The 26,173-nt window shown below is 31.5% G+C and carries 32 protein-coding genes and 1 riboswitch; of the genes, 5 read left to right on the forward strand and 27 right to left on the reverse strand.

The features are described from left to right. Nucleotides 1-7: 7 nt before the first annotated feature. The 10 genes from dxs to EDD62_RS03555 all read right to left on the reverse strand — a co-directional run bounded on the left by dxs (nt 8) and on the right by EDD62_RS03555 (nt 8,896). Nucleotides 8-1,882 carry a 1-deoxy-D-xylulose-5-phosphate synthase gene (gene dxs / locus EDD62_RS03510; RefSeq protein ID WP_123807555.1) on the reverse strand — a complete coding sequence of 625 codons (1,875 nt, stop codon included), beginning with the start codon at nt 1,880-1,882 and terminating at the stop codon, nt 8-10. A gap of 138 nt (nt 1,883-2,020) precedes the next feature. Further along, on the reverse strand, nt 2,021-2,884 hold the full coding sequence (locus EDD62_RS03515) for a polyprenyl synthetase family protein (protein ID WP_123807556.1): 864 nt from the start codon (nt 2,882-2,884) through the stop codon (nt 2,021-2,023). Then, nucleotides 2,877-3,110: an exodeoxyribonuclease VII small subunit gene (xseB, locus tag EDD62_RS03520; protein WP_077140189.1), complete on the reverse strand. Its 234-nt coding sequence runs from the start codon at nt 3,108-3,110 to the stop codon at nt 2,877-2,879. Before xseB ends, EDD62_RS03515 begins: the two co-directional genes overlap by 8 nt. Beyond that, nucleotides 3,094-4,443: an exodeoxyribonuclease VII large subunit gene (gene xseA / locus EDD62_RS03525; protein WP_123807557.1), complete on the reverse strand. Its 1,350-nt coding sequence runs from the start codon at nt 4,441-4,443 to the stop codon at nt 3,094-3,096. Before xseA ends, xseB begins: the two co-directional genes overlap by 17 nt. A gap of 15 nt (nt 4,444-4,458) precedes the next feature. Beyond that, entirely contained in the window at nt 4,459-4,848 is a 390-nt protein-coding gene (gene nusB, locus EDD62_RS03530; protein WP_077140187.1) for a transcription antitermination factor NusB, read from the reverse strand. Nucleotides 4,849-4,867: 19 nt separating this feature from the next. Continuing rightward, complete coding sequence (locus EDD62_RS03535; protein WP_170152764.1) at nt 4,868-5,221, reverse strand: Asp23/Gls24 family envelope stress response protein; 354 nt, start codon at nt 5,219-5,221, stop codon at nt 4,868-4,870. A gap of 36 nt (nt 5,222-5,257) precedes the next feature. Next, on the reverse strand, nt 5,258-6,616 hold the full coding sequence (gene accC, locus EDD62_RS03540) for an acetyl-CoA carboxylase biotin carboxylase subunit (protein ID WP_123807559.1): 1,359 nt from the start codon (nt 6,614-6,616) through the stop codon (nt 5,258-5,260). Further along, on the reverse strand, nt 6,616-7,092 hold the full coding sequence (gene accB / locus EDD62_RS03545; protein ID WP_123807560.1) for an acetyl-CoA carboxylase biotin carboxyl carrier protein: 477 nt from the start codon (nt 7,090-7,092) through the stop codon (nt 6,616-6,618). The genes accC and accB overlap by 1 nt, the downstream gene beginning before the upstream one ends. 106 nt (nt 7,093-7,198) lie before the next feature. Continuing rightward, nucleotides 7,199-7,756 carry an elongation factor P gene (gene efp / locus EDD62_RS03550; RefSeq protein WP_123807561.1) on the reverse strand — a complete coding sequence of 186 codons (558 nt, stop codon included), beginning with the start codon at nt 7,754-7,756 and terminating at the stop codon, nt 7,199-7,201. Between the two features lie 81 nt (nt 7,757-7,837). Beyond that, the gene (locus EDD62_RS03555) at nt 7,838-8,896 is read right to left on the reverse strand and encodes a M24 family metallopeptidase (RefSeq protein ID WP_123807562.1); all 1,059 of its coding nucleotides are present in this window, start codon (nt 8,894-8,896) and stop codon (nt 7,838-7,840) included. 179 nt (nt 8,897-9,075) lie between these two features. On the opposite strand from EDD62_RS03555, the gene EDD62_RS03560 reads away from it, so the two are divergent. Then, complete coding sequence (locus EDD62_RS03560; protein WP_077140181.1) at nt 9,076-9,672, forward strand: hypothetical protein; 597 nt, start codon at nt 9,076-9,078, stop codon at nt 9,670-9,672. 71 nt (nt 9,673-9,743) lie between these two features. Then, nucleotides 9,744-10,661, forward strand: coding sequence for a DUF1385 domain-containing protein (locus EDD62_RS03565; protein WP_123807563.1), 918 nt, complete (start codon nt 9,744-9,746; stop codon nt 10,659-10,661). A gap of 108 nt (nt 10,662-10,769) precedes the next feature. On the opposite strand, the gene EDD62_RS03570 is transcribed toward EDD62_RS03565, so the two are convergent. Continuing rightward, nucleotides 10,770-11,606, reverse strand: a complete 837-nt coding sequence (locus tag EDD62_RS03570; RefSeq protein ID WP_077140179.1) for a lipoate--protein ligase family protein — start codon at nt 11,604-11,606, stop codon at nt 10,770-10,772. 83 nt (nt 11,607-11,689) lie between these two features. On the opposite strand from EDD62_RS03570, the gene EDD62_RS03575 reads away from it, so the two are divergent. Continuing rightward, nucleotides 11,690-12,076, forward strand: a complete 387-nt coding sequence (locus EDD62_RS03575) for a rhodanese-like domain-containing protein (protein ID WP_123807564.1) — start codon at nt 11,690-11,692, stop codon at nt 12,074-12,076. A gap of 78 nt (nt 12,077-12,154) precedes the next feature. Here EDD62_RS03575 and gcvPB read toward each other — a convergent pair whose 3' ends face one another. From gcvPB to comGA, 10 genes are all read right to left on the reverse strand, one after another. Continuing rightward, the gene (gcvPB, locus tag EDD62_RS03580; RefSeq protein WP_123807565.1) at nt 12,155-13,618 is read right to left on the reverse strand and encodes an aminomethyl-transferring glycine dehydrogenase subunit GcvPB; all 1,464 of its coding nucleotides are present in this window, start codon (nt 13,616-13,618) and stop codon (nt 12,155-12,157) included. Beyond that, on the reverse strand, nt 13,611-14,957 hold the full coding sequence (gene gcvPA, locus EDD62_RS03585; RefSeq protein WP_170152765.1) for an aminomethyl-transferring glycine dehydrogenase subunit GcvPA: 1,347 nt from the start codon (nt 14,955-14,957) through the stop codon (nt 13,611-13,613). Before gcvPA ends, gcvPB begins: the two co-directional genes overlap by 8 nt. Before the next feature lie 52 nt (nt 14,958-15,009). After that, on the reverse strand, nt 15,010-16,098 hold the full coding sequence (gcvT, locus tag EDD62_RS03590; protein WP_123807566.1) for a glycine cleavage system aminomethyltransferase GcvT: 1,089 nt from the start codon (nt 16,096-16,098) through the stop codon (nt 15,010-15,012). A 95-nt stretch (nt 16,099-16,193) separates the two neighbouring features. Beyond that, nucleotides 16,194-16,288: riboswitch (glycine riboswitch) on the reverse strand. Beyond that, nucleotides 16,262-16,768: a shikimate kinase gene (locus EDD62_RS03595; protein WP_170152766.1), complete on the reverse strand. Its 507-nt coding sequence runs from the start codon at nt 16,766-16,768 to the stop codon at nt 16,262-16,264. It overlaps the preceding riboswitch by 27 nt. A 150-nt stretch (nt 16,769-16,918) precedes the next feature. Then, nucleotides 16,919-17,380 carry a competence type IV pilus minor pilin ComGF gene (locus EDD62_RS03600; RefSeq protein WP_170152767.1) on the reverse strand — a complete coding sequence of 154 codons (462 nt, stop codon included), beginning with the start codon at nt 17,378-17,380 and terminating at the stop codon, nt 16,919-16,921. Further along, nucleotides 17,361-17,672, reverse strand: a complete 312-nt coding sequence (locus tag EDD62_RS09160; protein WP_170152768.1) for a hypothetical protein — start codon at nt 17,670-17,672, stop codon at nt 17,361-17,363. The genes EDD62_RS03600 and EDD62_RS09160 overlap by 20 nt, the downstream gene beginning before the upstream one ends. Then, nucleotides 17,647-18,060, reverse strand: coding sequence for a hypothetical protein (locus EDD62_RS03605; protein WP_170152769.1), 414 nt, complete (start codon nt 18,058-18,060; stop codon nt 17,647-17,649). Before EDD62_RS03605 ends, EDD62_RS09160 begins: the two co-directional genes overlap by 26 nt. A 19-nt stretch (nt 18,061-18,079) precedes the next feature. Next, complete coding sequence (comGC, locus tag EDD62_RS09320; protein ID WP_282957916.1) at nt 18,080-18,430, reverse strand: competence type IV pilus major pilin ComGC; 351 nt, start codon at nt 18,428-18,430, stop codon at nt 18,080-18,082. 85 nt (nt 18,431-18,515) lie between these two features. Then, a complete protein-coding gene (comGB, locus tag EDD62_RS03615; protein ID WP_170152770.1) occupies nt 18,516-19,556 on the reverse strand; it encodes a competence type IV pilus assembly protein ComGB in 1,041 nt (346 codons plus the stop codon). Then, on the reverse strand, nt 19,534-20,559 hold the full coding sequence (gene comGA, locus EDD62_RS03620) for a competence type IV pilus ATPase ComGA (RefSeq protein ID WP_123807571.1): 1,026 nt from the start codon (nt 20,557-20,559) through the stop codon (nt 19,534-19,536). Before comGA ends, comGB begins: the two co-directional genes overlap by 23 nt. A gap of 225 nt (nt 20,560-20,784) precedes the next feature. On the opposite strand from comGA, the gene EDD62_RS03625 reads away from it, so the two are divergent. Next, nucleotides 20,785-21,030: a DUF2626 family protein gene (locus tag EDD62_RS03625; protein ID WP_077140169.1), complete on the forward strand. Its 246-nt coding sequence runs from the start codon at nt 20,785-20,787 to the stop codon at nt 21,028-21,030. Between the two features lie 163 nt (nt 21,031-21,193). Here EDD62_RS03625 and EDD62_RS03630 read toward each other — a convergent pair whose 3' ends face one another. Further along, nucleotides 21,194-21,832 carry an MBL fold metallo-hydrolase gene (locus EDD62_RS03630; protein WP_123807572.1) on the reverse strand — a complete coding sequence of 213 codons (639 nt, stop codon included), beginning with the start codon at nt 21,830-21,832 and terminating at the stop codon, nt 21,194-21,196. Between the two features lie 223 nt (nt 21,833-22,055). On the opposite strand from EDD62_RS03630, the gene EDD62_RS03635 reads away from it, so the two are divergent. Continuing rightward, nucleotides 22,056-22,295, forward strand: coding sequence for a DUF2759 domain-containing protein (locus EDD62_RS03635; protein ID WP_077140167.1), 240 nt, complete (start codon nt 22,056-22,058; stop codon nt 22,293-22,295). Nucleotides 22,296-22,383: 88 nt separating this feature from the next. Here the strand turns inward: EDD62_RS03635 and EDD62_RS03640 are convergent, their stop codons facing one another. The 5 genes from EDD62_RS03640 to EDD62_RS03660 are packed head-to-tail and all read right to left on the reverse strand — an operon-like array spanning nt 22,384 to nt 26,100. Further along, nucleotides 22,384-22,695 carry an MTH1187 family thiamine-binding protein gene (locus EDD62_RS03640; protein WP_123807573.1) on the reverse strand — a complete coding sequence of 104 codons (312 nt, stop codon included), beginning with the start codon at nt 22,693-22,695 and terminating at the stop codon, nt 22,384-22,386. A 22-nt stretch (nt 22,696-22,717) separates the two neighbouring features. After that, nucleotides 22,718-23,692, reverse strand: coding sequence for an ROK family glucokinase (locus EDD62_RS03645; RefSeq protein WP_077140165.1), 975 nt, complete (start codon nt 23,690-23,692; stop codon nt 22,718-22,720). Next, nucleotides 23,679-23,891: a YqgQ family protein gene (locus EDD62_RS03650; protein WP_123807574.1), complete on the reverse strand. Its 213-nt coding sequence runs from the start codon at nt 23,889-23,891 to the stop codon at nt 23,679-23,681. The genes EDD62_RS03645 and EDD62_RS03650 overlap by 14 nt, the downstream gene beginning before the upstream one ends. After that, a complete protein-coding gene (locus tag EDD62_RS03655) occupies nt 23,888-25,540 on the reverse strand; it encodes a rhomboid family protein (RefSeq protein WP_123807575.1) in 1,653 nt (550 codons plus the stop codon). The genes EDD62_RS03650 and EDD62_RS03655 overlap by 4 nt, the downstream gene beginning before the upstream one ends. Further along, nucleotides 25,540-26,100, reverse strand: coding sequence for a 5-formyltetrahydrofolate cyclo-ligase (locus tag EDD62_RS03660; protein WP_077140163.1), 561 nt, complete (start codon nt 26,098-26,100; stop codon nt 25,540-25,542). Before EDD62_RS03660 ends, EDD62_RS03655 begins: the two co-directional genes overlap by 1 nt. Nucleotides 26,101-26,173 lie beyond the last annotated feature (73 nt).

A 26,173-nucleotide genomic window follows, 5' to 3' on the forward strand; every position in this document is an offset into this window, starting at 1 on the left:
CATTCACTTAGTCATTCATCATCTTTTTAATTTGAGCTGCTATCTGTTCACTTGAAATGCCAATATCAGATAATAACTTAGGTACATCACCATGCTCAATATATACATCATCGATACCAATTCTATCGAGTACGTTTGATAATCTATGATCTACTATATAATTTGCTACAATCGAGCCTAATCCACCATGTTTTATAACTTCTTCAATGACTACAATGTTTTTCGTTTTTCTAGTAATAGTTTGCATCATTGTTTTATCGATCGGTTTAATAAAACGTGCATTGACAATATCAATTGATATATTGTCTTGTTTTAGCAGTTGGCTTACTTCTATAGCCATATGAATCATTGACTCACTATACGTAATTATTGTTACATCACTATTTACATCTTCAACAATATAGTCCCATGTTCCAATTTCAACACGTGATGGTACATAATCTTGAGCAACCGAAGTAAGACTATTCCCTCTTGGATATCGAATTGCAATCGGTCCTTCATTATATTCAATCGCTGTTTTCATTAAATCTTGAGCTTCAAAAGCGTCTTTTGGCATCATGATCACAGTATTTGGAAGTCCTGCAACTATACTGATATCAAATACACCTTGGTGTGTTTCTCCATCTGCTCCAACGAGTCCCGCACGATCGATTCCTACAATCACGTTTAACTTCATACGATCTACATCATGTAGTAATTGATCATACGCTCTTTGTAAGAATGTTGAGTATATTGCAACAAATGGTTTCATACCAACTGCAGCAAGACCAGCTGCCATTGTAATGGCGTGTTGCTCTGCTATACCTACATCGAAGAATTGATCTGGTAACTCTTGTTGGAACTTAGTCAATTTACTACCGACTGGCATCGCTGGTGTAATCGCTACGATTCTTCTATCCTCTGAAGCATATTTTAATAATTCATCACTAATAATTGAACCCCAAGACTTACCCACTGATTCACTTTTAATCACTTCACCAGTCTCAATTTTATATGGTCCAAGTCCATGCCATGTCCCGATCATATCATCTTCAGCATGTTTGAATCCTTTTCCTTTTTTAGTAATAACATGAATGATGGAAGGACCTTTTGTTTTTTTGCTTAATTCTATTGCTTCCTCTAACTCTTCAAATGAATGTCCATCAATTGGACCGATATATTGTAAACCTAACTCTTCAAAAAAGATACCATCCATCACGAAGTATTTGACACTATCTTTCATTCTGTCCGCAGTTTTTCTCATCATTGGGAATTGACTTAATACCCCATCGACATCATTTTTGAATCGATTGTAATGGGCATTAGTTCTTAGTCTTGTAAACATATTATGCATAGCACCTACATTAGGTGCTATGCTCATTTCATTATCATTTAATATAATTGTCATATTTGTTTGATCATGACCGATATGATTTAGTGCTTCTAATGCCATACCACCAGTGATTGCTCCATCACCTATAATCGGCACAACATGATAATTTTCACCCATAATATCTCGTGCCTTCGCCATGCCCATTGCACCTGACAACGATGTAGATGAATGACCTGCTTCCCACACATCATGTTCACTTTCATTACGTTTTGGAAAACCACATAACCCTTTATATTGTCTTAGTGAATGGAAAGCATCTGAGCGGCCAGTTAATATTTTATGAATATATGCTTGATGTCCGACGTCAAATAGCAATTTATCAGTTGGTGAATCGAAGTGTTTATGGAGTGCGAGCGTTAATTCTACTACACCTAAATTTGCACCGATGTGTCCACCCGTCACAGCACATGTTTCAATAAGAAATTTTCTGATATCTTTTGCAAGAATCTCAAGCTCTTTATTTGTTAATTGTTTAATCATTTTTGGAGAATTAATTTTTTGTAATTCCATCGTATCAATCCTTTACATACTTCTCATAATTTTCATTTTATCATATAATAAAATCCTTGTGTGGACACAAGGATTACTACCAATAAGACTATTTTATTATATAAAACGATGTGTACCGAGCATTGAAACTATAACCACTCATTTTTTCCGTTCTATTACATATTTCATAATTTGTTCAATCAATGATGTATCAAGATGATTTAGTTCTTTTAAGAGATTTACGGTTTCATCATATTTACTTTGTAAAAGAAGATTGGTCTCTTCTTGACCGATTAAAGTGATGTAAGTTGTTTTATTCAATGAAGCATCACTGCCAACTCTTTTGCCTATTTCTTCTTCTTTACCATACACATCAAGATAATCATCTTTAATTTGGAACATTAAACCAATATTATACGCAATCGTTCGCCACTGTTCCAAATCTTGTTTAGCATCGCTTAATATAACACCAACCTCTACTGGAGCAGATAATAATCTACCAGTTTTCAAAGCGTGCAATTGATTTAATGATTCAATTGTATCAACTTCGTCTTGAATATCTTTGCTTTGTCCTAAAATCATTCCTTCAATACTTGCAGCTTCTGATATAACTCGAATAACGTCCAATACAATTTCACTATCGTAATTCATAGATGTTAACAATGTAACGGCATGATTTAATAACCCATCACCCGCAAGAATCGCAGTTGCTTCATCGAATTCGATATGTACAGTATTTTTGCCTCTCCTTAAGTCATCATCATCCATTGCTGGCAAATCATCATGGACTAGTGAGTATGTATGAATCATTTCTAGAGATAATGCAGCAATATGAGCTGAATTTTTGTCAGAACCATATATATCTAATATAGCATAAAGTAGTGCTGGCCTTATTTTTTTCCCACCAGCCTTCATTGCATAATGCATTGCTTCATGAATACGGTCATAAGATGGTATATACTGGTTCATGTTTTCAGTTATTTGATATTTCGTATACGTTAATAATTCATCCAAACTATTCATTCGATAACTCCGTTTGACCCTTTTTCAACTCTTCCACTTTATATTCAGCTTCCTGTAGTCTCTTCTTTGATTCATTTGATAGTTTAACTCCGCGTTCATATAATTCCATTGCCTTATCTAAACTAATTTCATCTGATGAAAGTTGGTCATTGATTGATTTTAACTCCCTAATCATATCTTCAAATGTTAATTCATTTAATTCATTTAATTCATTTTGATTTGTCATTATGATTCACCTCGTATACTTGACTCAATACAAAACCGTCTCTAAATGTAGTTTTAATATGATCATCTTGTTTAATCATGCTAGCATCTTTTACGACTTGGTTACCTTTTTCAGTCAATGTGAACCCACGGTCGATAATCTTTAAGGGACTCACATTGTGTAAAGTGATCATTTGTTCTTTTAATTGATGTTTAGAAAAAGTAACCGATGAATTAACCAGATTATTTCGTTTCTCAATCATATCGTAAAGTAAATATTTTCTTTGTTCAATTTTTCGGGTTAAATTTGATACGTTGATTTGTTCGATACTAGTTTCGTATTTTGCAGTTATCTGCCTTATAGAGTCTCTTATCAAATTATTTAATAATGTTTCTTGTTCATCTCTTTGCATAATTTTCTTTTCATATAATGCACTTGGATTTTTTAAGAACGGATGTTGAGTTAAGTTATTAACTGATTCATTATATTGATACAACTTTTGATTCATATAATAGTTAAAATTATCTTCACAAAACTTCAAATAGTTAAAAATTTCCTCTTTATCTTTCGATGCAACTTCTGCTGCCGCAGTTGGTGTTGATGTCGTTCGATCCGATACAAAATCTACTAACGTTTGATCCGTTTCGTGTCCTATTGCTGTAATTACAGGCGTATTCATTTCAAAAATGGTTTTAGCAAGTTGTTCATCGTTAAAGCACCATAAATCTTCCATGGAACCACCGCCACGAGCAACGATAACAATATCTGCTGCTAATCGGTCAGCAATTTTAACGTGTTCAACCAATTGTTTAGCAGCTTTAGAGCCTTGAACCAATGTATTAATTAAAGTCACTTTAACTAGTGGATATCGTCTTGACAAAGTTCTATTGATATCTTGAATTACAGAACCTGTAGAGCTTGTTACGACAACTATATGTTCAGGCAATCGTGGGATCGGCTTTTTATGTTTTTCGTCGAAGTAACCAAGGGATTCAAACTTTTTCTTTAATGCTTCTAACTTTTGCATTAAAATCCCTTCACCGCTCAAACTCATTTGATTAACAATAATATTGTATTTACTATGCGGCGAATAAACATTTACACGCCCTAATATTAATACTTCGTCTCCATCCTTTGGTGCGAATTCAATACGCTCTTTTGCATTCCTAAAGACATTAATATTGATCACATTTTGTCCTTCTTGATCTTTTAATTGGGCGTAAATATTTCCACTATTGTGATGCTTCACTGAAGTCAATTCACCTTTTACATATACTTGTTGCAAGTGCGGATCATGATCAAATTTATGCTCAATATATCTACTTAATGCTGTTACAGTTAAGTATTGGTCCATCTAAAATGCCCCTTATTACTTTTCTTTATCTTGATTTAACTTACTAATCACACCGTGAATAAACTTGTACTGATCATCATCACTATACATTTTTGAAAGTTCGACGTATTCATCAACGATGACTTTAATAGGTGTATCTTTATACGTAATTTCATAGCTTGCCATCTTGAGTAGTACTTTATCAATTTTATTCAATCGATCATACGTCCAATTTTTTAAGTGAGGCGTTATATATGACACTAGCTCTTCTTCATGTTCTATGACACCTTCTACAATTTGTCCACTAAAACTATCATATTTTAATTCCAACACTTCATATGCAGTATTTTTATTAATTGCTAAAGTTTTATTTTCTATTTGAAATAAAACTTTTAATGCTGCTTCTCTGTCTTTTCTTCTACTCATGTTTACACCTTAGCCTTCATTATTTCTTTAGTTGAACATATAGTATGTGTACATTTACTTCTTTAACCTCGATACCTGTCATATGTTTCATTGATGACTTGATGGTCGACTGTATTTCACTCGCTTTTTTTGAAATATTAATATCCTTTTTTACACTGACAAAAGCATCAACACTCACTGAGTCTTCATGTTGTTCAATCCTAATGCCACGGCCTCGGTACTTTTTCCCAAGTTTTTCAAAGTTTCCAGAGGCGAAGTTATTTTCTAAGCGAATATTTTTGATTTCTTTGGCTGCATGACTTGCAATAAATTCAAGCACTTCCATAGAAATTTTAATATGTCCAAGCTCAGTATTATCCTGTTGTAACAACACCATATTATCACCTAATCCTATAAAATTAAATTTAAATTATTCATCTATACTCCCCATGATATCATGTTTTGATAAATAATTCGTATTATAATTATTATTGTTAAAATCTTCATTATTTAACATCGCAAGATGGAATGGTATCGTACTCGATATACCACCTATATTAAACTCTTCCAATGCTCTTTTACTTCTATTTATCGCTTCTTGTCGGTTATCAGCATGTATTATTAGTTTAGCAACCATTGAATCATAATATGGTGGGATAGCGTACCCATTAAAACAAGCACTATCAATTCTCACTCCGAAACCACCGGGTAATATATAATCTTTAATACGACCTGCAGTAGGCATAAAATTTTTAAATGGATTTTCAGCATTGATTCTAAATTCAAAAGCATGGCCATTTAAATTAACTTCCTCTTGATGAATTGTTAAATGGACACCACTTGCAATCTTAAGTTGCCAAGCAACCAAATCAATCCCCGTAACCATTTCTGTTACAGGATGCTCTACTTGTATTCTTGTATTCATTTCCATGAAGTAATATTCATTAGCGTCTAGATCATATATGAACTCTATTGTTCCAGCACCTTTATAGTCACACGCTTTAGCTGCTCTAACACTCGCTTCCCCCATATCTTGACGCATTCGTTCGGTGAGTACTCTAGATGGTGCCTCTTCAATCAGTTTTTGCATTCTTCTTTGAATAGTACAATCTCTCTCACCAAGGTGAATCACATGTCCATATTCATCAGCAAGAATTTGAAATTCAATATGTCTAAAATTTTCTATACATTTCTCTAAATAAACACTTTTATTTCCGAATGCAGATTCGGCTTCTTTTTGTGTCATATTGAATCCTTGAATTAATTCTTCCTCATCATATGCTTTTCGGATTCCTTTACCACCACCGCCATGCGCTGCTTTGATAATGATAGGATAGCCAATGTCATTAGCAACTTGGATAGCTTCATCTACTGTATCGATAATTCCATCACTTCCTGGGACACATGGAACATGCGCTTCTTTCATAAGACCTTTAGCTACATCTTTAATTCCCATCTTTTGAATTGTTTGATAACTCGGTCCGATAAACTTTATATTACACGCTTCACATAGCTCTGCAAAATCAGCATTCTCAGCTAAAAAACCATATCCAGGATGTATACCATCACAATTAGTTGATGTTGCAACAGATATAATGTTAGACATGTTTAAATAACTTTCTTTGCTTAATGCGGGACCAATACAATATGCTTCATCCGCAATTTTAACATGTAACGAGTCTGCATCAACATCAGAATAGACAGCAACGGTTTCAATATTTAATTCTCTACAAGCTCTTATAATTCTTACAGCTATTTCGCCACGGTTCGCTACGAGTACTTTTTTCATTATTTCACTTTGAACAATGGTTGATTGTATTCAACCATTTGCCCATCCTCCACTAGAATTTCTATGACTTCACCAGATACTTCAGCTTGTATTTCATTAAATAACTTCATTGCCTCTAATATACATACGATACTACTTTCAGTCACACGATCTCCTACTTCAACATATGCTCCTTCTTCAGGTGATGGTGCTTTATAAAATGTACCAACCATCGGTGCTTTGACATATTGAACAGATAAGTCTTCTTCTTGATTTTCACGATTAGCATTTTTATTGATCTGAATTTGTGAGTCTTCTTGCTTAGCTAAGTTTTGATTATTTTCATTAGGCTGTTGAATGGAATGCTGTTGCACATATTCAACTTGTTTTTGCTCTTTCTTTAATGTGATTTTATGTTCATCATCTTCTATTGAGATTTCCGATAAATTTGATTCATTTAATACATCTATAAGTTCTTTAATTTTATTATATTCCATAAACTTTTCTCCTCCTACAATGAGTACATTGCTATTTTACTTTAGTGGTCAGACCAATTCAATGATTAAAAAAATAAAAGAGCATTCGCCCTTTTATTTCCATTTATTAAGCTCTTGAAACGTATGATCCATCCTCAGTATTGATCACTAACTTGTCACCTTGGTTAACAAATAAAGGAACTTGTAAATCGACTCCAGTTTCAACAGTGGCTGTTTTCGTTGCACCACTAGCTGTATCACCTTTAATTCCCGGTTCTGTTTCAGTCACTTCGAGTGTAACCGTTTTCGGTAATTCAACACCAATTGTTTCACCTTCATACATTTGTATGCTAACTTCCATATTTGCTAGCAAATATTTTAGTTCGTCTTGAAGATTATCTGCTGGAATAATAATTTGTTCAAACGAACTGTTATCCATAAATACATGATCGTTACCATCAGCATATAAATATTGCATTTTACGATTGTCTATTTGAGCTTTACTTACTTTTTCACCCGCTCTAAACGTCTTTTCTTGAATAGCACCATTTCTTAAATTTCTAAGCTTAGAACGAACAAATGCTGCACCTTTGCCAGGTTTCACATGTTGAAATTCTATAACTTTCCATATCCCATTATCCACTTCAATTGTTAAACCTGTCTTAAAATCATTTACTGAAATCATATTTTAACCCCCATCATTCATCAAATAAATTATCTTACTATTTTATATCAATGTATATATTTTATCATGATTCTTTTAAAATTATACATAAATTAACTCTTTTGTAGAATGCGTTAGTCTTTTCAATCCATCACTATTCACAAGACAGTCATCTTCTATGCGAACACCACCAACACCTTCAACATATATCCCGGGCTCAACAGTCACAACCATACCTTCTTTTAATACAGTATCCACTTTACTTGATAGAACAGGTGTTTCATGTACATCTAGTCCAAATGAATGACCTAGAGAATGACCAAAAGCATCACCATAACCATGCTCAGTAATATAGTCACGTGCAATTTTATCAGCTTCTTTTGCAGTCATTCCTGGTTTAATTTGTTTCAATGCAAGTTCTTCGGCTGCAAGTACTATATTGTATATTTCAATCATTTGTTTTGATGGTTCACCAACGCTGAACGTTCTTGTCATATCACTTGCATACCCTTTATAAAAACATCCAAAGTCTAATGTAACCATATCGCCTTGTTCAAGTTTTTTATCCGATGCTACACCATGTGGAAGTGCACCTCTATGCCCACTTGCTACGATAATATCAAATGACGCACCAGATGCACCAAGATCACGCATAACGCGTTCAATTTCATTTTTTATTTCAATCTCAGTTTTACCCTTTTCAGAAAACTTTAATATATGACTATATGTTTTATCGGCAATTTGACATGCTTTTTCAATCAATTCTAATTCTTTAGGTGATTTTATTTGTCGTATCGTTTCAACGATTTGTTGATTCGGTACCATCTCAATATGATCACGATTCAAATTATTATATAAATCAACCGTCATCAAATGTGATTCATATTGAATCGTTTGAAGCTTCAATTCATCGATCAACTGATTCAACTGGTCTGTTAGTTTACCCGTTTGCTTAATTAATTGAAAGTCAGATTGTTCAGTTGCTTGCTCAAAATATCTAAAATCAGTCACTAAATATTCATTCTCTTGTGTAATCAATAAAGCGCCACTACTACCAGTGAAATCACTTAAATAACGTCTGTTTAAATCACTCATAATGACCATTGCATCATGATTATGTTCGATGAGGTGATTCCTAATTTGTTCAACTTTATGGCTCATAATATATCCTCCATTTTCTACAATAGTTTTATTTTATCATGAATATATTATATTATAAAATATAATAATACTCATAATAATTATAGGTGGTTTATATATTTATTATTTTATATAAATAATTTGCATAATACAGTATAAATTTATTCAATTCAATGCATTATGAAGGTGGTATTAAATCAATGAAAAAAATTCTTCTATTATTTTTAATCATTTTGACGACTATGTTAATCTCATTAGGCTGTCAATCTAATGCAAAACAAAATGAACAACTTATTAAAGATAATGACAGCAAAATTAAAACACTCAATAATGAGATTTCAAAATTAAATGCAAAAAAGCAAAAGTTAAAAGCCAATTTAGAAATTCAACAACTACCACAATCCGAAAAAGAACTAAAACATTACACATCACCTGAAGCATTTAAGGATGCAATCTCTAAATTAACCAAGAAACAACGAAAGTCTTTACAACAATTGAAACCACTCATATCAAATATTAAAGACAATAAGTCCGACAAAGATGTATTAAGTAAATTGAAATCAATTGATCAAGATATTAATAGCAGCTCAAACGAATTCAATAAATCAATTAATAAGCCATTACTTAACTCTAGCCATCAAACGATGGAGAAAGATTTAATTGAAATAAATAATACATTTAAAAAAGGGATAAAAAAATTATACGAAGGTTATAAAGAAAAAGACGAAAAATTAATCAAAGAAGGTTTCATTCTATTGGAATCTCTTGAAAAACAAATTACTCATTTCTATGAATAAAATATTATAGAAGTAGACTTGATCGAAATAAACAAAAATCAATTACAATGTGAACTGTGAAGGAGTATATTATGACAAAAAAAGTTTATGGTGGACAAGCGGTTATGGAAGGTGTAATGTTTACTGATTCTAATAAAATGGTGACCGCAATCCGTCGAAATGATCATTCAATTGACTACTTTGAACTTGATAGAGTTCAAAAAAAATGGGTTAAATCATTAAAAAAAATACCTGTAATCAGGGGATTTTTTGCATTAATTGAATCAAGTATGTATGGAATGAAGCATATGGATTTTGCCTCATCTAGATATGACGTAGACCCTAAAGATGATCATACGATTAAACAGTCTAATAATTCATTAACGACTATCGTATTTACAACGGTGTTAATTACAATCATATCATTATTTATAGGAAAGGGATTATTTACCGTAGTTCCTGCATTAGTAGCAGACTGGTTTGAATTTATCGTGCCGAATCACATTGGGCAAGTCATTTTAGAAACATTGATTAAATTGTTATTTCTTATTATATATTTGTTTGGATTATCTTTAATCCCTGACATTAGAAGGTTATTCCAATACCATGGGGCAGAACATAAAGTCATTAATTGTTATGAACAAAACTTACCATTGACGATTAGTAATGTTCAACAATCAAGTCGTCTGCATTATCGTTGTGGTAGTTCTTTTATACTTTTTACTGTTTTTATAGGTTTTATTGTATTTTTATTTGTACCAACTGATCCTTTGTGGCTAAGAATAGTGTATCGTATTATTTTAATTCCACTCATTATTGGCTTATCGTTTGAATTATTACAATTAACGAATGCAGTCCGCAATATTAAGTTGTTATCATGGTTAGGTTACCCAGGTTTATGGGTCCAATTATTGACGACAAAACAACCAAATGATGAACAAGTTGAAGTCGCAATTCATTCGTTTAATTATTTACTTACTAAAAGTGAAATGACGAAACAGCAACTATAGAATGATGTTTTAACGATTGAAAAAAATAAATGAATTAAAAACATAAACCATGTATTGAATTGAAACTGTTCAATACATGGTTTTAATAATCAATGATTTAAATAGAAATTATCTTCTATATGTCCATTCTTCAGATGCATATACTTTCTCAAGTTCTTTCACTTCATCTTTTAACTCATCGGTTAATTCAAATGGTGTACACTGAATAGACAATCCACTTTGAAAGCCTTTATAAAACGCTTGTTCCAAATCTTCTATTGTGTACGAATGGTCTGTTAAATCATTGATTGCAACAGCTTTTGTTTTAAATATATCTTTCATCTTTGATTTAATTCGATCTGATTTATAAATGAACATATCAAACAAATCATCAATGTCTAAATCTAATAAGATACTACCATGTTGTAAAATGACACCCTTTTGTCTAGTTTGAGCACTTCCTGCAACCTTTCGACCTTCTACGACTAACTCATACCAACTACTCGCATCAAAACATACTGCACTGCGTTGTGTATCCTTTAATACTTCTCTCTCTGCCACTGTTGTTGGTACAGAAAACTCGGCGTCTAACCCTAATTTTTTAAACCCTTCAAGTAGACCTTGACTAATGACTTTATATGCCTCATTAACGGTCTTTGGCATCCCTTCATAATCTTCAGGCACAATAACACTATATGTTAATTCTTTATCGTGCAACACACCACGCCCACCTGTTGCTCTGCGAACAAGGTCATACCCTTTTTGATGGACCATATCTACATCAATATCTCTATGTATTCGTTGGAAGTACCCTATCGATAAACTCGGCTTCTCCCATTGATAAAAACGAATGACAGGAGGCATATTACCTTTCGATACATTATTCAACAACACTTCGTCTAATGCCATATTATAGGCTGCTGATTGTCTTTTAGTATTAATAAATAACCAATTCTGTTTTGACATAAAATTAAACTCCTTTATCTCTTTTACAAATGACAATATAACTATTATAATACATTTATATGCAAAAGTTGAGGAGTGAGATTATGGAATGGTGGATTGTTTTATTGATCGTGATTGTTGCATTCGTAGTAATTGCAGCAATTAATTATTTTAGGTTACGAAAAGGGATTACTTTCTTAACAGAAGAAGAATTTACACAAAATATTCGTAAAGCACAAGTTGTGGATGTAAGAGACAAAGACTCATATGAGTATGGGCATATTATCGGTGCAAGAAATATACCGTATGAATTATTTAGACAGCGTGCACAGGGCTTACGAAAAGATCAACCCATTTATTTATACGACAAAAATGGTGTTACCGTATTAAGGGCTGCACAAGTGCTTAAGAAAAAAGGCTATAGAGACATATATGTGCTAAAAGATGGTATTAGTAAATGGAATGGAAAAATTAAATCTAAAACAAAATAAAAATAAAAAGCAACGTGAATCAATAAAATGATTCACGTTGCTTTTTATTTTTACTAAATCAGTACTTCAATATTTAACTTAATCTTCAAATTTGTATTTGAGTACAGGTTTTCTAGCGGCTTGAGTTTCGTCTAATCGACCAATAACCGTTGTATGCGGTGCTTCTAATACAACTTCTGGTGTTTCTTCTGCCTCTTTTGCAATTTTAATTAAAGTATCACAGAAACCATCTAATGTTTCTTTAGACTCTGTTTCAGTCGGTTCAATCATCATACATTCTTCAACATTTAATGGGAAATAAATTGTTGGTGGGTGATAATTAAAATCTAACAATCTTTTAGCCATATCCAGTGTTCTTACACCTTGTTTTTTCTGTTTAGAGCCACTAATTACAAATTCATGTTTACAATGTGTATCATACGGTAAAACAAATGAATTTTGTAACCTTCTCATCATATAATTAGAATTAATGACCGCATTCTCTGATACTTCTTTTAAACCATCTGGACCCATTGTTCTAATGTAAGTATAGGCTCTTAAATAAATTCCAAAGTTTCCATAGTATGGTTTCACTCTTCCAATGGATTGCGGAATATTATTATCCAATTCAAACGAACCATCTTTTTTAACGACCATAGGCTTAGGTAAAAATGGAACTAAATCTTTCTTAACACCAATTGGACCGGAACCTGGACCACCACCACCGTGAGGGCCTGTAAACGTTTTGTGCAAATTAAGATGAACCGCGTCAAATCCCATGTCACCCGGTCTTACTTTAGACATGATCGCATTCAAATTTGCACCATCATAATACAACTTACCACCCGCTTGATGAACAATATCTCTGATTTCCATAATATCTCTTTCAAATAAACCTAAAGTATTAGGATTTGTCAGCATAATAGCTGCTGTATCATCTCCAACAACACGCTTTAAGTCATCAATATCTACAAGTCCTTCTTCATTGGACATTACAGTCACAGTTTCAAATCCTGCAACAGTGGCACTAGCTGGGTTTGTACCGTGTGCCGAATCGGGCACAATAACTTTATTTCGATGACCTTCTCCATTCGCTTCATGATATGCACGAATCATCATTAATGCTGTCCATTCACCTTGTGCTCCTGCTGCTGGTTGTAAAGTAATCTCATCCATCCCTGTAATTTCTTTTAAACTTTCTTGCATTTCATAGATTACTTCTAACGATCCTTGAACTGTTTTTGAATGTTGTAACGGATGAGCATGTGAAAAACCACCCATACGAGCAACTTTTTCATTGATTTTAGGATTATACTTCATCGTACATGAACCGAGTGGATAAAATCCTGTGTCAACACCATGGTTTTTGTTTGAAAGCTCAGTATAATGTCTCATTATATCCAACTCAGAAACTTCTGGAAGTCTTGCATCCGTTTGACGAATATATTTTTCCTCATATAAGTCACTTAATTCAACTGACTCTACATCTAATGTTGGTAATGAAAAACCAGTTCTTCCCTCTGTTGAACCTTCAAAAATTAATTTAGATGATCCTTTAAGCATTTAACTCACCTACTTTCTCAACAAATAAGTCGATTTCTTCTTTCGTTCTTAATTCAGTAACAGCTATTAACATATGTTGTTTGTATTGGTCATCCACGATTGATAAGTCAAATCCACCAATCATTTCATCTTCCAATAATTTATCATTTAACATACTGACTGGTTGCTTAACATTGACAACAAACTCATTAAACGTAGCACCTTCAAGTACTTCGAACCCTTTTGAAATAAGTGCCTTTTTCATATATTCTGCTTTTGCAATGTTTTGTTTAGCCATTTCTTTTATGCCTTGTTTTCCAAGAACAGTCATTGCTACAGAAGATGCTAACGCATTTAACGCTTGGTTAGAACAGATGTTACTAGTCGCTTTATCTCGTCTAATATGTTGTTCACGTGCTTGAAGTGTTAAGACATATCCTCTGTTCCCCTCTGCATCTGCCGTCTCTCCAACGAGCCTTCCAGGCATTTTACGCATGAGTTTATTCGTTGCGGCAAAATATCCACAATGAGGTCCACCATATTGTGCCGGAATACCGAACACTTGAGTATCACCAACGACTATATCTGCACCAAATGTTCCAGGTGGTGTGATTACACTTAACGCTAATGGATTACTTGAAACGACAAGCAATGACTTATTATCGTGTGTAATTTTTTCGATCGCTTCTAAATCTTCTAAAGATCCAAAGAAGTTAGGGTATTGAATCATTACAGCAGCCGTATCATCATCTATAATATTTATTAAAGACTCTATATCAGTTGTTGTACCAGTTAAATCAACTTCGACAACATTAATACCTTGTCCTTTTGCATAAGTTTTCAATACATCAATCGACTGATAATGAACCCCTTTTGATACTACAAGTGTTTTACGCTTCTTAGTTCCACAAGCAAGCATTCCAGATTCTGCAAAAGAAGTCGGACCGTCATACATTGATGAGTTCGCTACATCCATATCTGTTAGCTCAGCAATCATCGTTTGAAATTCAAATATGGCTTGTAATTCACCTTGTGAAATTTCAGGCTGATACGGTGTATATGCTGTATAAAACTCACTTCGACTAATGACATGATCGACAACTGTAGGCATATAGTGATCATATACTCCAGCACCTAAAAATGAAGCGTGTGTTTCAGCGGTTATATTTTTATTTGATAACTTTTGAAGTTCTTTTAATAATGCTGATTCACTCTTTTTCTCTTTAATCTTTAGATCTCCTTTGAATCGAACAGATTCAGGAATATCTGAAAATAGCTCATCTACAGTTTCAACACCAATAATATCTAACATTTCTTCTTTATCTGATATTGTCATCGGAAGATAACGATGTTCATTCATATAATTTCCTCCTTTTTATCTCGAAAACTTTTTTGATTTAATATAAATTATCTTATTTATGGAATGGTTTTTTAACAATTTTCGCACGGACTTCCTTTTTACGTACTTGAACAATCACTTCTTTATCTACTTGAGCTAATTCTGAATTAATCAATGCCACCGCAATCGATTTATCTGTCAATGGAGACTTTGTCCCACTTGTAACAAAACCAATTTCTTCTCCATTTTCCGATAATACTGTATAGTCAGTTCGCGCAATACCACGTTCCAATAATTCTAATCCAACAGATTTAACTTTAGGTCCATTTTCTTTTTGTTCGGCTAGCTTATCTTTACCAATAAAATCGCTTTCTTTATTTACTTTTACAGCGAAACCCACCCCCGCTTCAATCGGTGTAATTTCTTCAGATAAATCTTGACCGTGTAGCGGGAGTCCTGCTTCTAAGCGTAATGTGTCTCGAGCACCAAGCCCACAAGGTTCAACACCTAATTCTATAAATTTATCCCAAAGTTCAACGGTATCCTTTGCACGACAATAAATCTCAAAGCCATCTTCTCCGGTATATCCTGATTTACTTAATAAGACGTCTTTACCATCTATTTTTACATGTCTAATGAACTCGAATAACTTCATGTCATCAATAGATTCATCAGTTAATTCTGAAACAATGTCAACAGCATTCGGTCCTTGTATCGCTAGTTGACCAAAATCATTAGAGCGATTATCAATACTCACTGTATAGTCATTAGCCTGTTTAACAAACCATTCATAATCAATTTCTGTATTCCCAGCATTTACGACGAGCAGATATTCTTCTTCTCCCAGTTTATACAAGACTAAATCATCAATCGTACCACCGTGTTCATTACATAGAATTGTATATTGCGCTTTTGTCGCTGTAGCTTTCGTTACATCATTCGTTAAAACGTAGTTCAAAAAGGCTGTTGCATCTTTACCGGAAACGAAGATTTCACCCATATGACTAACATCAAACATACCGACATTTTCTCTAACTGCAATATGCTCTTCTTTAATGCTTGAAAATTGAACTGGTAATGCCCAACCTGAAAAATCAATTACTTTTGCTCCCATTGCTTCATATGTATTAAATAAAGGCGTTTTCTTTAATTGTTCAGTCATACTATACACTCCTTATTTTATTGAAATTTTCAAAAAATAAACTACCAAAAAAAGACAAGGAAGTATTCACTTCCCTGTCATTGCAATTTCAGGTGTATCAAAGTATTATACTTTTGCCTGAGAGTTTCCTTGTTAAAGTTGCACCTTCGGCGATAAGTTACTTTCACTTATTCTCTCTAATACTTTGTTTAATATAATAATAGACATTATCTACTATTTCTTCGATCGATAATGATCCATCTATTTTGTTGGTAGCGATTTCATTATACAATGAATATCTTTTATTGTGCAACTGAAATAAGTCATTTTTAGATTTGTTATGTGCATTCGGTCTATTATTATCGTTATAAATTCTGTCATATACGATTTCAAATGGTGTATCAATAAATATAACATATTTATCCTTCAAAAATTCAAGGCAATCTTTTGTCTCTACAATCCCACCACCACAACTGATTATACTATATTGCTCACGTTTTTTTATTAACATTTCATACTCAGCTTGGCGAAATATTTCTTCGCCGAACTGATTAAATATTTCCGGAATAGATAAATTCATATGTTCAACAATCAGTTGATCAAGTTCGTACACTATCATTCCATATCTTTCTTTAAGCAATGACGCAATGGTTGACTTACCAGTGCCCATAAATCCAACAAAATAAAACATAGTTTCACACTCATTTATCTTTGATATAGGGTTAGCAAAGAGTCTATCAATTTCAACTTCATCATATAAGATGTATACATGATATCAACAGCCCATATACTTAATACAATTATACCAATGACCATTGGCATGATAAAGCCTTTTAATTCCTTACTCATGTCTGAAATAATAGATAGTTTCATGTTCATTATTCCTCTCAATATTAATCTCACATGTATATTGATTACAAATATTGCTCATCCCCTTAATTTGATCAATCATAATAATATATCCTTGCTCATTTTTTTGTTTAATAACCCGCCCATGTTTAACAGAGACTTTATAATCATTTTCATCTCCATCAATATATGTTATTTCAGTAGGCAAAATTTCATAGGATTTAGCTTTTTTTAAATCATGCGTTAATTGAGTTACAAATAGTTCGAATTCATATCGTTCGTATGCTTTAAAATTTTGTAAGTCTACATACATAATTTTTAACCAGAGCGGTACAATCATGACAATCATTGAAGCAATCATTAAACTAATAATCATTTCTACGAGTGTAAATCCCTTTAAAGGCAGTCTTTGATTGTGACTTGGAAATATAATGCTATAATATTTTGCATTCATTATCGTTTTCCATTTCAATACAAAATTCATTTTTATTGAGTGTTATTATAAAGTTTTCAACGCTATTAACTTCATCAAATTGAATCGGTTTATTTGTAATATTCTCTGTGTAAGTTTCTGATAAAGTAAAAAGATGTCTACTTATCATTAATTTCTGATTATACTGCTCAATAACTTTATTTTGATTTTCTTTAAATTGAATAAATAGCAATACAAAGAAGATAATCATAGACAATGAAATGATATGCTCTATTAAAATATATCCATTAAGTGATTTCTTTAATTCGTTCAATCTCAATCAATCCTTTCTCTAACATAATTTTCATATGATATAAATCTTGTCCACAAGCTATGATTACTGTTCCAAATGTATTTACTGTACCATCTGGTCTATAGATCATTTTTGAAACATTATGTGCAGATTTTATATTGCAAAGATTAAGAGAATGAATCGTTAAATTGTTTGACTTTACTTGTTTTATGGCCAGTTGATCTTTGGCGATATCAAACATTATACTATAATCTTTCTCGTCTATAATTGCATTAGACTGTACTTGATACATCACTGCTTTCAGATGATTAATTTCTAATTGACCTTGAACGTGTGATGGCTTGTTAGTATTAAATTGTGTAAAGGTTAAAACCATCATAATAGAGATGATACTTAAAATAATAATCATCTCTATTAATGAAAACCCTCTAACCCGCAACCGCTTTACCATTCGTTATCGTTATGTTTTGCCCATTTTGACAAGAAATTTGATTATCGTTTAAATAGTCTGGAACTAAAGCATTAATTGAAGACGGTGCTGTACCATTATCTAATTTATACGCCTCAATTTGTCCCTGAACCATTTTAACTTGTGCTTTACAACCTGTTTCTTGTACACTCTCACTTTGTTTTGAAATATTTGGAATAATTAATATAATCAACACTGAGATCACGAGTAACACAAGTAACATTTCAATCAGTGTAAACCCTTTTAGATGGTATTTAGAATCTGAGGTTAATGTATCTTTATTAACTTTATATACTAATTTATCATCAATTACTTGACTAGCAACACGGTTATTCAAATCTTTCAGTTGTAAATAAGTAAAAATATTTTTCATATTTTGCACTCCTTAAATTGTATTATTCAATCACTTGTAACATTTGAATCATTGGTAATATTAAAATTAAATAGATACTCATAATGATAAATCCAATCAAGGTAAATAGAATGGGCTGCACTATTTTTAAATCCTGTGTTAAGTATTTCTTAAAGTTAAATAGTGAAAATTCAGCAACCAATTTTAATTCCTCATCCATATGATGCGTTGACTTTGATAACTTCAAATAATCAATACATGAACCCGTAACGATAGATAAAGAATCTAAGGCATCAATAAATGAAGTGCCTTTCTTTAATTCATTTTCAATTTCTAATGATAGTTCATATAAAAATCGGTCTTTTTGATCTTCTTTCCAACAGTCAATCATTTCTTTAAATGCGATATTGCTTTTCATAAATAATGAAAAGTCATAACAAATCGTAAATGTTAAATATTCTTTATAATATAGATTTATAATTGGTATTTTCAATAATAATTGAACGAACTTTAATTTTGGGAGAGTCGCATTTAAAACATATAAAATAATTAAGAATAATATACTAAGAAATATAACAATCAATACTACATTAGGTAAGTTAAATATGAGTACCTTCAACAGTCTAATTGATGTTTCATCGTCAATATTCATCGATGTATATAAATGATTAAAATGTGGTAATACAAATATTTTAAGCGCAATAATCATTACCATAAAAATCATGATTAACATCAAAGGATATTGTATTGTTTTAATTAGTTTTTTCCGTTCTTCTTCATATGTCTTTAATAATTCAATAGATGATTGGATAGATAATAACAAGTGTCCTGTTTTTTCACCCATCGAAATGATATGCACTATTTTCTGATGATAGTTAAGCTGATTTAGTACGTCACTCAAACTCGCACCTCTTTCAATTTCATCGATAATTAATGTATTATCTTGATCAGATAATACATGCATTTGTTCAAATAAAAATTTCATCGCATGTTGCAGTGGGAATCCTTTCTCGATGAGTTGCTTTACTTTAATTAAAAAAAGGATTTTGTCGCGCTTAAGTTTATTCGACTTCATCCAAGACATACGCTTCATACTCCTCTGGCAGAATCTCCTTGTTTAAAAACATTTTTTTAACTTGCTCATGAATCGTTACAGTTTCAATTTCATTTAAGTGTTTCATTTGATCGAGTTTAATATTTTTAAAATTTAATTGTTCTGATATAATTGTCATTTTTTTATCAGCTAATCGTATAAGTCTTTGGTTATTAATAATCGTTAAACTTTGCATAAGTTCATTTAGACCCACACCAAATTCGAGCATTCTATGAATTACTCCTGTTGCATTTTGTGCATGTATTGTTGTCAAAACTAAATGTCCACTTAAACTTGCCCGTACAACCTCTTTAGCTGTTTTTGCATCTCTAATTTCTCCGATTAAAATAATATCAGGGTCACAACGCATAAATGCTTTTACACTTTCTTCATACGATATCCCAGCCTGGTCATTCAAATTCACTTGTAGTGCACCAATGATATGCCTTTCGACAGGGTCTTCAATTGTTAATATTCTTCTATTCCATTGACTATTCACATGTTCAATGAGTTCATATAATAGTGTCGTTTTGCCAGATCCAGTCGGACCAGATATAATAATCAACCCATCTTTAAGCAATGAAGCTTTCTTTAATGTTTCAAATTGGCTTTGGTTATAATATTCAATTTTATTGTCATGTTCACTATCATATAAGATACGAATACTAATACTTTCACAATCAAAGAATAACGGTAGTGTCGAAACACGAATATTGAATTGTTTATTTTTTAATTTCAATGACATTTGACCACTTTGAGCATTATGTTTATTCGTTACATCTAAGTGGCATTCGTATTTTAAATGATTAATAATGGCTATACTTTCTACGTTTGTTAACACATCGAAATGATAAATTTCTCCACTTCTTCTAAATATAATTTCATACATACTATCTTTTTTATCCTTAGATTGATCATCATATTTAGGATTAAGATGGATATCAGTGACTTTTGACGCAATTGCTTTATTTAATATTTGATACAATTTTTCCATAAAAATTACCCCCTACTATATATATCGTTTTTCAGAGGGAGAATTTCTTAAAAAATGCAAACAAAATTTTATAGTAGTGAAATCGTCCAATTTATTATTAATTAGTCACTATAACTTAAATGTTGTTTCAAAAAATCATTTTTATAAAACGTATTTACTTTAATATCATAATTAAGTATAATGATTAATGATAAATAAACTACAGGCCATAAGGGGGCGACTCAAGTGGATAAAGTATTTAAAACTTTAGGATTTTGGTGTGCAATGTTTGCAATTTTATTCTACGTTGGTCATATGCCAATGATGACAATACTATTCGTTGCTAAAACTGGATTCTTTATTTTACTTGGCTATATGAAATTAACTGAACGTATGTATATGTATGTATTTTGTGCGTATTTGATTTTATTCTTTGTAGGATTTACATATTATTCAACATTCTTACTAGAACCAAGTTTTGGTAACCAATAATTCAACATAATATTTATAATGAGCAATTTACTATCATTATAAACAACAAACATAACCCCCCAAGTGATTTTCAATTCACTTGGGGGGTTATGTTTCAATTGTTCGATAATAACTAGATATACACAATTATTCAATTCAATAAAAAATACAATATACCAATATCCTAATACCCACTTAAAAATGGATTAGTATCTAACTCTTGACCTATCGTTGTCTTTGCTCCATGTCCTGGATAAATAATCATCTCTTCATCTAACGTTAATAATTGTTCGTGAATACTTTTTATTAGTGTATTTTCTTCACCTTGATATAAATCTGTTCGACCTATACCTTCTTTAAATAATGTATCTCCAACTACTGCAAATTTTTCAAAAACAAATGTCAAACTGCCTGGTGAATGTCCTGGAGTATGTCTAACATCAATGTTGAATCCTTTAATATTATGTGTCCCTTCAGTTAATTGAATAGGATTGACAGATTGAAAAGATATTTCAGGTAATCCAAATGAAATGTATTTATTTGAACCATTTTTCGATGAATCCTTCAACCAAGAGTGCTCTATCGGATGACTATAGACTTCAATTTGATAATGCTTCATTATATCTTCTAATGCCGCAATATGATCAAAATGCGCGTGTGTAAGCAGTACTGCTACAGGTTTAGCATCCAATTCATCCACTAATTGTATGATTGATTCAGCATTAGCACTTGGATCAATAATTAAAGCATCATTATTTTCTGGATTTTTAATCACATAGCAATTTGTTTCTACTGGTCCTAATGCTTTATATTTTATAATCATTGAATCTCCTCCATTAATTTTATATTTGGATAATGTAAACTCTATATAACTTTAAAGTATTTATAATACGGTATGATATACCTATGTCAATATTGATTCAAATTATACAGTTAAAATACTTACATTGCGAATGATAAATATCTAAATATCACTCGACAAAGTTTTAAATTAAGTATACAATATATTTGATATTAATTTACGGAATTATTTGAGGAGGGTTACAATGCCTTTTATTGATACAGGTAAATTGTTTACATTATTTGGTGTAGATATTCATATTGGTGTTAATATTTTTGCAATCTTAATGTTAGCAGTAGCAGTATTGACATTGTTTGGTACTATTAATGCAATTCGTGAAAAAAATATAATTGCAATTATTTTTGCTGGTTTATCTACATTATGTTTCGGATTTTTTGCATTAGCAACGATTTTTACATATGGATATCCTTTACTTCAACAATAACAAAAATTTAAAGGGATGATATGATTTTCATATCATCCTATTTTTATAATTATACAAATTGTATTCTGTTGAATTGAGTTAATATAACTTATAAATGCTTATTCACACTATCAATCTTTTCAATCATTTTACGTTGTTTATCTCTACGATCATCAATTCTAATATTCGTTGACACTCTATTGATATCTTCATGTTTAAACGGTACTTCATGGACTTCTTCTATCACACTAAGTAGTGTACTCAAATCACCTTCAACTTGAGTGTTCATTGGTGTTAACGTATAATCTATATCTCCTTGTTGTTTATATCTTTCTAAAATTGTTTGTACCTCTGCTACATATTTTGATATGCTCGGTGTTTGAGTTCCGACAGGAATTACAACAAAATCTATAATCGCCATGTTTATTCCTCCTTATGATTATTTATGAGTCAATGCTTGTTTTAATAATACTAGCTGCTCCATAGATACCTGCTTGATTTAATAGTGTTGCATATTCAATCGTTAACTCTTCATAGGCACGATTAAACGTTAACGACCCAACATGCTTTTTAATTCGGTTCATCAATATGTCCCCTGCTCTTGAAACCCCTCCACCAATTAAGACAAGTGATGGATTTACTGTAACTGAGATCATACTAATTGCTTTAGCAATATATAATGAAATAATATCAATAATATGATGAGCTAATCTATCATTTTGTTTAGCTGCATCAAATACTTCCTTAGCCGTCAGTTGATCTGTTTCAATCAAGTTATAAAGTGATGATGAATATTTTTCATCATTTTGTTCATAATAATATTTTGCGATATTCACTATACCTGTAGCACTTGCTACTGTCTCAAGACATCCCGTTAAACCACAATTACACTTGAAATTAAACATTGTATCAACCGGCATATGACCGAGCTCACCTGCAGCTCCATTTTCACCTGTGATCAATTGATTATTTAATACAATCCCACCGCCTACACCTGTTCCGAGTGTAATTAATACAGAACTTTCATGAGATGAGTTCGATTGAGTATGTTCACCTAATGCAGCTGCATTTGCATCATTTAAGACAATGACTTTTGTATTGATATATTTTTTCATTTGTTCTGAGACATTATACCAATCCGGCCAGCCTAAATTAATTGCACCTCTGATGATTTCATTCGTATGATCTACAGGACCAGGTACACCAATACCAATACCGGCGATATTAATATCAGTCAATGGTTCGTCAAAATATTTCGTAAATGAAGTATAAATATTCTTAATAATATTTTGCCCATTATGAGACGTATCGGTGTTAATTTCAAAGTGTTCTAATAAGGTTAAATTCAAATCGAAAATTCCACATTTACATGTTGTTCCTCCAATATCAACACCAAGGATATACTTATTTTGTTCCATTGGCTTTCCCCCTTTCAATTAAAACATATTTACATTGAATATATTGTTCTTTCGTTATTAAGTTGGATTTGTATAAAGATTTTAATTCATATTCAATCATTTCGATTGTTTCAGAATCATCTTTAAAATAGACAAAACATCCAAATTTTAATAATAAATCCTGAATATCTTTAAATGTTGTGATACTTTTATTGATCATTGATTTTCAACGCCTCTTCTTTCAAGCTCTTCTTTAAACATAACATATTGTTTATTTTTTGGATCACTATCTAACGCTTTAATGACATAATCATAACTGCTTTTAAGTTGATCATTACTTCTTTCAACAACAGCCATTTGATAAAGTAAATCTTTATCTTTAGGGTATTTTTCTAATCCTTTACGCCACATATCAACCGCTTGTCTTTTCCCTTCATTATTTGCCAAAACAAATCCATATATATAGTATGACTCTCCATTTTGCATATTTTTCGAAAAAGTTTTATTCATCAGTTGTTGCGCTGTTTTAAAGTTTGCATTATTTAGTGCTATTCTAGCATCCTTATTTAATATATGCTCTGTATCTTTACTGAATATTAAATAAAGGCTAACAGTTGGTACAATAATTAATAGTAATAATGCAATCACTCTATACATATTTGAAATAGATGAGATGGCCACCATCATTAAAGCACCGGCAATGAACCCTGCGATATGAGCTAAATGGTTTACAGAACTCATTTCAAAAATACTCATTAATACTGTAAATAACACGACAATGAATAGTGCTTGTAATAATGCTTTAATATTAAACTGGCGATATATAATAATATATACAATTAATGCACCAATCAGAGCATAAATTGCTCCACTCGCTCCTAATGATATAGATTCAGTTTGAAATAATAAACTGATAATATGACTGATTAAACCACCAAATAAATATATAACTAAAAATTTAATTTTGCCAAAGATTACTTCAACAGCAGTTCCTGCAATATAAAGAATGAGCATATTCATTAATAAATGTTCGAAATCTATATGAAGAAACATCGATGTAGCAATTCGGTAATATTCACCATTGACAATATAAAAGTGATTCAACCCAAAATCATGAACCCAATCTAACTTAGATAAATTACGTGTGATTACACTTAGTATAAACACGATTACATTAAGACCTATCATTATGTAAGTAAACCAAGCTTTTTGACTCATAATAGATTGTAGCGAAGAGGTTGTATCGATATGATGGTTTTTAAAACGATTTACTTGTCGACGATTGCTCTTATCCTTTTGCTTTTTCTTCTTTTTTAAATCTTTAATATGAACAATTTTATTCATCTTTTGATTCATTTTTTCTTTCACATTATTTCTTACATCATTATTATCATCATGTGAAGCTTTAGAAGATTTATCTTTTTGATCAAAATTAAGGTTTTCTTCATTTGTTTCCTCATTCGCTTGATTTTTATCATCATTAGTTGTCGTACCAGATATTTCATTATGAATATATTCAGTCAACTCTTCTTCTATATCTAACAATGTTCGTCTGAAAATTTGTATTTGACACGGATATACAGTATCAAACATACTAAAATGTTTATTTTGTTCTAATGAAACACTAATGACAGAAAGCTTGTTTATTTTGATATTAAATTCATCTTCAACTTGGTCAAAGTTTTTTACAAAATGTTCTTTAATCTGTTTTAATTTTTCCTCATGAACCTCTCGTCCTAATATTCTTATCAAGTGCCCTTCACCATGGTAAAGCCAATAATCATCTTGTATTTTATTTTCGTATAATAAATATTCATCAAATTTATAGACAATATTTCTAACCTTTGAAAGTTTATCATCAATATTCACTATTTCACCTCTATAACATCTTTTGCCGTAATAATTTTAGACAGTTTTTGATCATGGGGTTCTACAATCACATCACCTATTTGTTCATTAAATGCTAATGCAATTGTATTCAAATGATTATATCTACTAATGTATCTATCAAAAAAACCTCCTCCATAACCCATACGAAATCCGTTTTGATCAAATAGTACGCCAGGAACGATTAATAAATCTAATTCAATCTCTTCATAAATTGTTTCATATGGATAAGGAATCCCTTTTTGATCCACATTAAAATTATATGATCCGTCATATGGTTGGAAATTCATAGTTTTATTTTGATAATTACTAATAGGTGCAAAAATTTGTTTATTTTCCATTAATGCTTGTCTGATAATTGGGTATGTATTAATTTCATGTCCCATTGAAATCGTTATGCCAATATTTTTAGCACCTTTCCAGTCATTAATATTAAATAATGTCTTATATATTTTAAGTTCTTCTTCACATTTATCTAAAATATCTTTTCTCTTTAATCTATCAATGATTTGTTTTCTAATCTTTGACTTATTGTGATTCAACGGTATCACCTCATGTATATTATACACGAATCATACATAAATAAAAAAACTATATATACAGTATTTCACTGTA

This window comes from Abyssicoccus albus, assembly GCF_003815035.1.
Taxonomy (GTDB): domain Bacteria; phylum Bacillota; class Bacilli; order Staphylococcales; family Abyssicoccaceae; genus Abyssicoccus; species Abyssicoccus albus.

Coding starts and splice junctions, on each gene's coding strand:
- accB (WP_123807560.1), bottom strand. CDS start 7,092: ATGGAATATAATAAAATTAAAGAACTTATAGATGTATTAAATGAATCA.
- efp (WP_123807561.1), bottom strand. CDS start 7,756: ATGATTTCAGTAAATGATTTTAAGACAGGTTTAACAATTGAAGTGGAT.
- EDD62_RS03645 (WP_077140165.1), bottom strand. CDS start 23,692: ATGGAACAAAATAAGTATATCCTTGGTGTTGATATTGGAGGAACAACA.
- xseA (WP_123807557.1), bottom strand. CDS start 4,443: ATGGACCAATACTTAACTGTAACAGCATTAAGTAGATATATTGAGCAT.
- EDD62_RS03635 (WP_077140167.1), top strand. CDS start 22,056: ATGCCTTTTATTGATACAGGTAAATTGTTTACATTATTTGGTGTAGAT.
- EDD62_RS03595 (WP_170152766.1), bottom strand. CDS start 16,768: ATGTTTTATTTTGTTGGATTTATGGGCACTGGTAAGTCAACCATTGCG.
- EDD62_RS03555 (WP_123807562.1), bottom strand. CDS start 8,896: ATGAGCCATAAAGTTGAACAAATTAGGAATCACCTCATCGAACATAAT.
- xseB (WP_077140189.1), bottom strand. CDS start 3,110: ATGACAAATCAAAATGAATTAAATGAATTAAATGAATTAACATTTGAA.
- gcvPB (WP_123807565.1), bottom strand. CDS start 13,618: ATGCTTAAAGGATCATCTAAATTAATTTTTGAAGGTTCAACAGAGGGA.
- EDD62_RS03640 (WP_123807573.1), bottom strand. CDS start 22,695: ATGGCGATTATAGATTTTGTTGTAATTCCTGTCGGAACTCAAACACCG.
- EDD62_RS03565 (WP_123807563.1), top strand. CDS start 9,744: ATGACAAAAAAAGTTTATGGTGGACAAGCGGTTATGGAAGGTGTAATG.
- comGB (WP_170152770.1), bottom strand. CDS start 19,556: ATGTCTTGGATGAAGTCGAATAAACTTAAGCGCGACAAAATCCTTTTT.
- dxs (WP_123807555.1), bottom strand. CDS start 1,882: ATGGAATTACAAAAAATTAATTCTCCAAAAATGATTAAACAATTAACA.
- EDD62_RS03600 (WP_170152767.1), bottom strand. CDS start 17,380: ATGAATGCAAAATATTATAGCATTATATTTCCAAGTCACAATCAAAGA.
- EDD62_RS03630 (WP_123807572.1), bottom strand. CDS start 21,832: ATGATTATAAAATATAAAGCATTAGGACCAGTAGAAACAAATTGCTAT.
- accC (WP_123807559.1), bottom strand. CDS start 6,616: ATGAAAAAAGTACTCGTAGCGAACCGTGGCGAAATAGCTGTAAGAATT.
- EDD62_RS03605 (WP_170152769.1), bottom strand. CDS start 18,060: ATGATTATTATTTTAAGTATCATCTCTATTATGATGGTTTTAACCTTT.
- EDD62_RS03570 (WP_077140179.1), bottom strand. CDS start 11,606: ATGTCAAAACAGAATTGGTTATTTATTAATACTAAAAGACAATCAGCA.
- nusB (WP_077140187.1), bottom strand. CDS start 4,848: ATGAGTAGAAGAAAAGACAGAGAAGCAGCATTAAAAGTTTTATTTCAA.
- comGA (WP_123807571.1), bottom strand. CDS start 20,559: ATGGAAAAATTGTATCAAATATTAAATAAAGCAATTGCGTCAAAAGTC.
- gcvT (WP_123807566.1), bottom strand. CDS start 16,098: ATGACTGAACAATTAAAGAAAACGCCTTTATTTAATACATATGAAGCA.
- gcvPA (WP_170152765.1), bottom strand. CDS start 14,957: ATGAATGAACATCGTTATCTTCCGATGACAATATCAGATAAAGAAGAA.
- EDD62_RS03650 (WP_123807574.1), bottom strand. CDS start 23,891: ATGATCAATAAAAGTATCACAACATTTAAAGATATTCAGGATTTATTA.
- EDD62_RS03575 (WP_123807564.1), top strand. CDS start 11,690: ATGGAATGGTGGATTGTTTTATTGATCGTGATTGTTGCATTCGTAGTA.
- EDD62_RS03515 (WP_123807556.1), bottom strand. CDS start 2,884: ATGAATAGTTTGGATGAATTATTAACGTATACGAAATATCAAATAACT.
- EDD62_RS03560 (WP_077140181.1), top strand. CDS start 9,076: ATGAAAAAAATTCTTCTATTATTTTTAATCATTTTGACGACTATGTTA.